This window comes from Neobacillus rhizosphaerae, assembly GCF_937468385.1.
GTDB classification, from domain to species: domain Bacteria; phylum Bacillota; class Bacilli; order Bacillales; family Cytobacillaceae; genus Neobacillus; species Neobacillus rhizosphaerae.
Genome location: NZ_CALBWS010000047.1, coordinates 24,476 through 32,063, shown reverse-complemented (window position 1 = coordinate 32,063; position 7,588 = coordinate 24,476). Strand labels below are relative to the sequence as shown.

Below are 7,588 nucleotides of genomic sequence, written 5' to 3'. Positions count from 1 at the left end.
CAACAATCTGCCTAAATAATAATATATAAAACATTATAAATTAGCTCTTCAAAAAAAAATTAATAGATGGAGGGCCTGCTTTCGTATGGCATTTTTACCAAGTTATTTTCATACAAAAGAGTTTCCATGACATAAGCATATTTAATCCTCTGCATTAAACTACCCTATTCTTCTTTCAGTTTTATTAAACTGTAATTCTTTTTCCCTTTACGAATAATAATAAATCTTTCATCAAATGAGTTTTCCACTGTAACATCTGCGTTCACATCATTTATTCGTTCACCATTCATAAAAATAGCTCCATTGTTTATATCTTCTCTTGCTTGACGTTTTGAAGGTTCAATTCCTAAATCAACTAACCACTCTACAATGTTTTTTGTATCTTTTGAAGCATAAAAAGTAGGCATATCTTTAAATCCTTGCTCAATTTCATCAGCCGTTAAGTATTTAATATCTCCACTAAATAATGCTTCTGTAATTTTCACCGCTTGACTATATGCTTTTTCACTATGAACAAATTTTGTCATTTCTTCCGCTAAAGCTTTTTGTGCATCGCGCTTATGAGGTTCTGTCTTAACTTTTATCTCCAATTCATCGATCTTATCTTTTGTTAAAAATGTAAAGAATTTTAAGTATTTAATCACATCACGATCATCAGTATTTATCCAAAATTGATAAAATTCAAATGGAGTGGTTTTTTCTGGATCTAACCAAATCGCTCCTCCTGCTGTTTTACCAAACTTTGTGCCGTCTGCTTTTAACAGTAAGGGTATTGTTAATCCAAACGCTTTTACCTCTGGCCCTTCTAATTTACGTATTAAATCTAACCCACTTGTTATATTGCCCCATTGGTCACTACCACCAATTTGTAGTTGCACTCCTTCGTTTTTGTATAAATGATGAAAGTCCATGGCTTGAAGAATTTGATAAGAAAATTCGGTAAATGAAATTCCGCCCTCTAATCGACTTGCTACAATGTCTTTTGCTAACATCGTATTCACACTAAAATTCTTACCGTAAACACGTAAAAATTCAATAATGTTTATCTGATGTGTCCAGTCATAGTTATTTACCATTTTTACATTTCCATCACCACCAAAGCCAAATAACTTTTTCATTTGTTCCGTCAATGCTTCAACATTAGATTGCACTTGTTCTAATGTCTGTAATTGGCGTTCTGTTTGACGTCCACTAGGATCACCGATTGTTCCAGTAGCTCCTCCAATTAAAATGACTGGATGATGCCCTTCTAATTGAAAACGTTTCATCATCATAAATGGGATTAAGTGTCCAATATGCATACTATCACCCGTTGGATCTACCCCACAGTACAATGAAATTTTTTTCTCTTCTACTAATTCACGTAGCCCATCTGCATCTGTTTGTTGGTTGATCGCATTACGCCATTCTAATTCGTCAATGATGTTCATGCTTTTCTAACCCCTTTCAATTTTAAGATTTTACTTTTTTAGTTTGTCTAAAAAAAAAGTCCCTATGTCTAAAAAAACATAAGGACCTTTATCGTATTCTGCATCTTAAACAGTTGTCTCATCATCACTTTCATTTTTCACATTGTAAATAGTTTCAAGTTTTTCTTGAATTGCGCTTTCAATCTTACTAGCGTATTCATCGAATACAACTTTATCATGAGCGTACGGAGATAATGCACAAGCTCGTAGTATTGTTACTTTTCTTTCCTTTTCCCATTCCTCTTCGCTAAATCCAAGACTTTTCACATATGGAAGTGGGCTGTTTCCATAGTCAGGGACGGCAAAATCTGTATGAGAAGTGATAAATTCATTGTGATATATATTCCCTTTAACATAAGAAGCTTCACCAAAGAAATCATGATTTAATTTGTTCATTTTTGCTAAATCTGTGTTTCCTTCTTCATTAAACACATAGTCAACCATATTAAAGTCAGGTTTTGTTAATGGATAAACATGAATGGTTTTATCTCCAACTTTAAATTGTTTATCCTGTAAAAAATGATAAAAACGGTAAGCTCCTTCAATACTTGCACCAAGTAATTTGCCATAACCAGTCACGTTTAATGGTAATACTTTATGGGCTGTCCAAACTGAGGCAGCAGTTGCCCCTGCTTTAGAACCTTCAAGCATATATGCACCAAGTAATGCAGGAATATCGGCTCCTTTTTCAAACACATATGTTGCGAAGTAAGAAATTACGTCACGCATTCTAATATCTTTTACAACAATCCCACCAGCAGAGTATGGTATATATCCCATTTTATGTGGATCAATCGTAACCGTTTCAGCGTGCATAATTGCTTTGAAAGAATTGTAAATATCTTCTGTCAGCCATTCATTTTTCTCATTGAAAATACTATATTTTTCATACACTTCATCAATTTTTTCATAATCAATAAATTCGTTGTTTTCATCTAGGAATATAGATCGGGCATACCCACCATAAGCAGCATCTATATGAATGTAAAAATAAATACCCTCTTTAGCTAATTTTTCACGCAACTCAACAATTTTATCAATACGATCTACTTGTCCTTCTTCTGTTGTACCGATAACGCCTACCACACCCAGAATAGGTATTTTTTCTGCAACCAATTCTCGGATTTTCTCTTCAAGTTTGCCAATGTCCATTCGATAGTTATGATCAACATTAATTGCTTCCACATTATCAAGGCCTATACCAATAATATCCGCTGATTTTAGCCAAGAATAGTGTTTTGTTTGTGGAATCAACCATTTACCCAGCTCTTGTAGATGTTCACCACTACGCGCAGAATTTGCTTTTATGTCATCAATTTTTTCAGGAATTTTTTCTATAATATCTAATATCTCTTCTGTAGTCATGTTTAATAATTCCCAATCTGATTTATCTTCAACTAATTGAGGAGCTACTTCTTTAACCGCTAAAGGAAGAGATTTCATGTTTCTTGCATACCAAAGGCCTTCTAGATTAGCAATCGAACCATCAGCACAAATATGCCCCCAGCTCTCACCTTTTTTATAGCTCATAAGAGCAGCAAATTCATGTCCTACTTCTTCTTCCATTTGAGAAGTGGCAGGGGAAGATTCATATGCCACGTTATTCCCATTCCATAACATTGCAGCTGTATACCCAATAATAGCTGGCATTAATGTTTCGGAATTCATATGTCCCCAAAACCGTCCTGCCGAATGCCATGGTAATGAATTGGTACGAAGGTTTGAAGATAATAAATCCATTACACTGCGGATATGATCTGCAGTTTCTTCAAAACTTTGTGAACTTTTATCCTGCGGAGTAATAACTGGTAGATCTTGCGGTTGGTAATTTTGACGCCAACCTACATGTTCATCTACCATTTTGATTAACAGCTCTTTAAATAAATCTGCATTTTCACCTTTATCACCTAAGAATAGTGCTTTTAAATTAATATCCGGCATTTCATAGTTCATTTTTCATTTCCTCCAAATTATCTCAAATATTTCCCTAAGCAACTTCGATACAAAATACGTTATTATTTTTAGGTAAAAATTCAAACATAAATTATTATTTGTCATCAAAAACAGTGCAGCAAATTTTCATGTGGTCTTTAACTTGATCGCTTTATATCATCCGGTGAGTTATTATCTTTCTTCCACTCTGGCTTTTTAAATTTGTAGATGATAAGTGCTATAGCAATCATTACTATTGTAGCGACAACTTGATAAATTACATATCCAGTATATTGACTTGGCTTTAAAATAGATGGCGGGATAATACTTACAATAATCGTAAAAACAATACTGATCAGTGAAAGAATAGAGACCGTCCACATTAATCCATTCCCTTTACTTCCTAATCTGAATGGTCTATCAAAGTCTGGCATCTTATAGCGTAAACGAATGGCTGAAATAGCGATTAAAATATACACAACACAATACAAAATCGTTGTTGTAATTGTTATAATTAAGAAGGCACTGTTAACATCTGGAACGACTATATATAAGATCGATACTAACGAAATGACAATTGCTTGAATCATTACAAAAGTGATTGGAATATCTTTCTCTGTTCTCTTTTGGAAGAACTTCGGTAAATTCCCTTCATCTGCCACTTTAATCATAGATTTACTTGGTCCAAGTACCCAAGCACTCAGCTGCACTAGAACACCTATTAAAATCATTAAAGAAATGATGTTAACAACGATAGATGGAATCCCTAAATTTTTACAGAATATCATATATGGCTGTGTAATATTGGCAAGTTCCAATTTACCTTTTGGAACCGCATTTGAAACAGTTAAACCAGCAATGATATTAAAAATTGCTAATAAAATAACAGAAGTAATAACAGCAATTGGATAGTTACGTTTTGGATTATCAATATTATTCGCATGTACAGAAGAAATTTCTACTCCTGCAAAAATAAAGATAATTCCTGATAAATAAGTTAAACTTCCTAAGTCCTTAAAATTAGGAACAAGGTCACTTGTCTTAAAGCCCCCTAAATAACTATTAGATTGAATCCCGTTTTTAATCAGATAAATCACACCTAGAACAACAAGAATGACAAACGGAATGTATACACCTATAACGGCGCCCCAGTTACCCGCAACTTTTACCATATCAAACTTAAGGTTTAATAAAGTCACACCCCAGTATGAAATTAAGATTACGGCAAAAATAAAGTAATTGTTTGAAGATAAATCTGGTTTATTAATAACGTAACCAAGTAGAATACCAACAGTTGACGCAACCATTACCATCCCGAAAAACATTTGAACCCATAATAACCATGAGGTAACAAATCCCCATTTCTCACTTAAACCATTTTTCACCCAAACTTGAGGCCCACCTTCCTCAGGGTAAGCCGTTGAAAGCTCAGCTGACATTAGCGCAATAGGTAGTGCAAATGCAAATGCAGCGATCACCATATAGAAGATTTGGGTCCAACCAGTAATCGCAAGAGTCGGCACACTTCGTACCGTTCCAAAAAAAGCCATTGTAATACCAATTAACCCAAATAGTGTTAATTTTTTTGTTTTACCCATAAAAAATTCCTTCTTTCCCATATTTAAAGTAATAATCTATAAATAGGATGCATCTTTTTTAAAATAGACATATTACTTAATAATTATGTAAAATAAGGATTTGGTAAATTCCGACATATGAATCAATTTTATAATTACGAGCCCTTGTATACCAGGCTTTAAAAAGCAGGTTAGTCATAAAGCAACCTCTTTGGGAACACTTAAAAAGAGGTGATTAGTTTGAAAAAAAAGTGTTGCTGTTAATGGTATTACTATTTTTATTTAGCGGTAATAAAGTATTTTACGCAAAAACCATAAATGAAGCTGATACAGAATTATGCGAAACGGTTAAAGCGGCACTCATAAGTAGCAATAGAGAGCCAGTAGATAAAGCAATTTCTGAAATTTATAAGAATGACAAAAATGCACCAAAAGATCTTACTTGGGCTTCTTGGGAAACAGAAATCCTAAAGATAAAGCAGGTATCCAATTATGTTGATTCTCCCTTCTCTTCCCTTCCCAGTACAGTAATCAACCAATACCTCGTGAAGCAATACTTACCACAAAGCTAAAAATATACCCAGAGTGTTTAGCTGAGGCTGCTTATCATAAACGCCTACAAAATTTCGAGGAGCGCCTAGCGTCGAGACGACAAAACCTCAACAAAACTTAACGTGCTGTGACAAAAAGCATAGTAATCCTAATAAAACCACCTATTATACTATTAAAAGGGGATTATCAAGGAGGGCTATTATTGAAAGATCTAACCTATACTCCAGATGAAATAGCAAGGATCTTTAAAATTCCAAGCATACTGTTTATGAGTTGATAAAGAGAGGTGAATTACGAACATTTAAAGTGGGTAACAGGATGAGGATTGAGCAGTCAGAAGTTGATCTCTTCAAAAAGAATATGACCGTACACATCAAAGGTAGCAGAAAGCAGTAGAGCAGCCGAAGGCTATAAGTAAATATTTCATTGATTTTATCCAAAAATAAACGAGGTGAGAAGACTCATGTCGTATCAAAAAGACATTCTACCCCATGAGCAAAATATATTACACCAATTTTTAAGCATTGCATTAGGTGGAAATTCTTATTTACATCCCTTAATAGAAAACTGCTACAAAAAAAAAGAGTGGGAATATTATGAAGCGTTTCAAAGAAGTGGATTGAAGGGAAATCCCCTATTTTCAATGTACACTACAAAAAGTGAAGAGAAAATCAGACAAGTGGCAGGGATGGTAGAATGGTGTTATCAAAATCACCAATTTGCCCAGCTTGATCAACTGATTAAAAAAGGGTACAAATTTGTTTATCAATATTTGCATCAACATGCACAAATAGATTTTGAACATTTTATTCGAGCCTTTGCAACAAGGCAAAAGAGTAAGACGGTAAAGGAAATAGAACTATTTTATCAAAATATTGTCCTTTGGTATCTATGTGTTCGAGAAAACAAACCTTTTAATACAAAGAATGTTACCTGGCTATCATTTCAGGAAGTATTACATTCGGTCATGAATGAGATTAAATTGGAAGAGATAAACTTCTCGAATCAGATGGTAGAGAAACATAAGGAAGAGATTGATGATCTTTATGAGGAATACAACATTCCCAAAAACCTCTGTTTTGATTCGTTAGGTTCATTTCTAGAATACCTTATCGGCATTAGTTTAAAAAAAATCTATGAATCTAACCCCTATTGTGATGCGGAGAAGGCTCAACAACAGGTATTTCAAGAATCTCCTGCGAAATATATCGGGGCTTTAGGTGGCTGGCTTAAAACCCTTAAAATTCAAGAGTTGGATGCAACCGAACAAATGCCATTCACAAAAAGGGATCTGGACATGGTTTTTTTGGAACTCTTGTATGCCAAAAAATATAATCACATTACTAAAGATGAACAAGATTTGTTTTTTATGACTTGCTTGTATCTAAAATGCCTTAGTTCTCATTATCGAGAAACGAAACTATTGTATTTGGATCAATCGAAACAGGATTATTATCTAGAAATGAAATCCAAAGAAACCCGAATAATAGAGGGGGAAGTTGACCTATTACGAAGGCAGCAGCAATGGCAGCTTACTAATAAAAGACAGCAAAAAGATATTGAAGGATTGACACAGGAACTTCGTGAGGCACAAGCCAGAATACGTCAACTAGAAAATCAAATTGAGAATATGGAAGATTATACCCATGAAGTACATGCACTCCGAAACTTTGTCTACTGGGAGGAACAGGCGGATAATAATTTCGACAGGGTTCCCTCTTTGAAAACCATGACAGAGTTTATTCAGTCTAAGCGAATCGTAATTTTTGGAGGATATCTGAATTGGCAACAAAAATTAAAAGAGCTTCTTCCAACCGTGGAATTTGTTGACGTGAACGAAATGAATAGGGATATTACGAGGATACACCGAGTTGATGCAGTCTTTATCAATACAACTGTATTTGCCCATGCGTTTTATAAAAAAATTATGAAGGAATTGAGCAAAACAGAAACACCTCTGTTTTACCTAAACGGTCAAAGTAATATTGAGAAAACGACGTTGGAAATCTATAAATGGCTGATTGAGTAAATGGTTATTATTCCTGAGTTAATGATATT

At 34.2% G+C, this 7,588-nt stretch carries 6 protein-coding genes; 3 read left to right on the top strand and 3 right to left on the bottom strand.

From position 1 onward, the window contains the following. Positions 1-164: 164 nt before the first annotated feature. From tyrS to tyrP, 3 genes are all read right to left on the bottom strand, one after another. Entirely contained in the window at positions 165-1,430 is a 1,266-nt protein-coding gene (gene tyrS, locus M5A78_RS23145) for a tyrosine--tRNA ligase (protein ID WP_248737646.1), read from the bottom strand. A gap of 105 nt (positions 1,431-1,535) precedes the next feature. After that, on the bottom strand, positions 1,536-3,422 hold the full coding sequence (tdc, locus tag M5A78_RS23140) for a tyrosine decarboxylase (protein WP_248737645.1): 1,887 nt from the start codon (positions 3,420-3,422) through the stop codon (positions 1,536-1,538). Between the two features lie 137 nt (positions 3,423-3,559). Further along, positions 3,560-4,999 (bottom strand): tyrosine-tyramine antiporter, encoded by a 1,440-nt coding sequence (tyrP, locus tag M5A78_RS23135; RefSeq protein WP_248737644.1) that lies wholly within the window; start codon positions 4,997-4,999, stop codon positions 3,560-3,562. A 242-nt stretch (positions 5,000-5,241) separates the two neighbouring features. On the opposite strand from tyrP, the gene M5A78_RS23130 reads away from it, so the two are divergent. The 3 genes from M5A78_RS23130 to M5A78_RS23125 all read left to right on the top strand — a co-directional run bounded on the left by M5A78_RS23130 (position 5,242) and on the right by M5A78_RS23125 (position 7,559). Further along, positions 5,242-5,550: a DUF3888 domain-containing protein gene (locus M5A78_RS23130; protein WP_248737643.1), complete on the top strand. Its 309-nt coding sequence runs from the start codon at positions 5,242-5,244 to the stop codon at positions 5,548-5,550. 253 nt (positions 5,551-5,803) lie between these two features. Then, complete coding sequence (locus M5A78_RS25055) at positions 5,804-5,926, top strand: hypothetical protein (RefSeq protein ID WP_406603741.1); 123 nt, start codon at positions 5,804-5,806, stop codon at positions 5,924-5,926. A gap of 67 nt (positions 5,927-5,993) precedes the next feature. Further along, positions 5,994-7,559, top strand: coding sequence for a DUF2968 domain-containing protein (locus M5A78_RS23125; RefSeq protein WP_248737642.1), 1,566 nt, complete (start codon positions 5,994-5,996; stop codon positions 7,557-7,559). Positions 7,560-7,588: the final 29 nt, after the last annotated feature.